2 protein-coding genes are annotated in these 1,903 nt (G+C 62.6%); both read right to left on the bottom strand.

Features of this window, described 5'->3' with window-relative positions; all coding sequences use genetic code 11:
* On the bottom strand, nucleotides 1–259 hold a 259-nt coding region (locus tag WCB02_RS05710; protein ID WP_423956866.1), incomplete at its 3' end, for a hypothetical protein.
* Between the two features lie 106 nt (nucleotides 260–365).
* The gene (locus WCB02_RS05705) at nucleotides 366–1,781 is read right to left on the bottom strand and encodes a sigma-54-dependent transcriptional regulator (RefSeq protein WP_423956865.1); all 1,416 of its coding nucleotides are present in this window, start codon (nucleotides 1,779–1,781) and stop codon (nucleotides 366–368) included.
* Nucleotides 1,782–1,903: the final 122 nt, after the last annotated feature.

Below are 1,903 nucleotides of genomic sequence, written 5' to 3'. Positions count from 1 at the left end.
GTGTACTTGCGTGCGCGTTGATCTCCAGTGCCAGGTCTCCGAGGGAATCTCCGCGGCTGGCTCCGCGAGCGCGAAAGGAGAAGTCATCCTCGCGCAGCGCAGCGACGACGTTCGAAAGAGTCTGCAGAGGGCGAATGAGCTGCTCAAAGAAATAGGCACAAGCAATTGCGCAAATGATTGCGACCGAAGCGGCCGCGGCAATGGATATCAGCAGCGACTGGCTTTGTTGGTAGGCAAGTAGCGCCGCACAGGCGACCATGGGTAGCGTGAAGGCGGTGAGCCAGAGGCGGATGCGGTGCTCGTACTTGAGGCGGCGTCGGGTTGGGCCGAGCGAGAGCCGCTGACGCTGGACGGGAGGGTCCGGCCTAGAGGCCATACTTTTCCATCCGACGATAGAGCGCGCCGCGACTGAGACCGAGGGCTTCGGCGGCCTGGGTCACGTTTCCCTGGGAGCGACTGAGCGCCTTCTGGATAAGGATGGATTCGACGGCTTCGAGGCTCAGGTCATCGAGACTGTGGGATGACGTTCGCTGAGTGTTCAAGCCGAGGTCAGCGACGTGGATGCGGGAGTCTCCCGCCATGAGCACGGCACGCTCCATGGTGTGATCGAGTTCGCGGACATTGCCGGGCCACGCATAGGCGAGCAGGGCCTGCATGGCGGGCGCATCGAAGCCTTCGATCGGACGGCGATAGCGGGTGGCGTAGCGAGAGAGAAAGTGCGCGGCCAGAGCGGGGATGTCTTCGCGCCGCTCGCGCAGTGCGGGCAACCGGATCTCGACTGTATTGAGGCGAAAGAGGAGGTCGTCGCGGAAGCGGCCGGCGCTCGCCTCGGCTTGAAGATTGGCGTTGGTGGCGGAGAGCATACGCACGTCGACCGTGCGAGTGGTGGAGGAACCTACGCGCTCGAGCTCCCCGGTTTCAAGGACGCGGAGCAGTTTAGCCTGCTGCCGAATCGGGATGTTCGCAATCTCGTCGAGGAACAGCGTGCCGCCGTTGGCGAGCTCGAAGCGGCCAATGCGATCGACGCGGGCGTCGGTGAACGCGCCTTTCACGTGGCCGAAGAGTTCGCTTTCGAAGGTGCCTTCGGAGAGGGCGCCGGTGTTGACCGCGACGATATTTCTTTGGGCCCGATGAGAGAGGCGATGGAGGGTTTGGGCGACGACTTCTTTGCCGGTGCCGTGCTCGCCGGTGATGAGGATGTTTGCGTCGGACGGGCCGACTCGTCCCATCAAGGCAACGACTGGATACATGGAGGGCGCGGTTGCGATGAAGTCAGGTGCGCCTTCCGCGCGGAGGATGCGGTTTTCGGCTTCGAGCCATTGCGTTCGTTTGAGCGCACGATGCAATTCGAGTTGATTGCGCAGGACGGTGAGGAGGCGCGGGTTGTCCCAGGGCTTTTGAACGAAGTCGTTGGCGCCGCGACGCATGGCCTCTACAGCAAGATCCACGTTCGCGTAGGCGGTCATGACGATGATGGGGATCAGGGCGTCGCGTTCGCGAATGGCCGCGATCAGGTCGAGTCCCTCGAGACCGGAAGTGGTGTCGCGGGTGTAGTTCAGGTCGAGCAACACGCCGTCGAACTCTTGATGCGCGAAGCAGTCGAGGACCAGGGCGGGCGAGCGCGCTGTGGAGAGACGATATCCTTCGGGAAGAAGCAGTATCTCCAACGCTTCGAGAATGTGCGGCTGGTCGTCGCCGATGAGCAGACGGCGAGGTCCGCCGGTGCCCGCTGTAGCGGACTGGATCGGTGCCGCGGGATGAAGGACTGTCTCTTCCGGCATAGTTTGGCTACGGCTGCTTCGAGGTTTCGGACTGGACACCGGTACGAGCTGATTCTACCGAAATCGAATTCGCATCGAGCGTTCGACCGACTGCGCGGTCCAACTCGATGCGTGCTTTCTGG

It is taken from the genome of Bradyrhizobium sp. (genome assembly GCF_049581145.1).
Taxonomy (GTDB): Bacteria; Pseudomonadota; Alphaproteobacteria; order Rhizobiales; family Xanthobacteraceae; genus Bradyrhizobium.
This window is presented reverse-complemented; position numbering and strand designations above follow the sequence as displayed.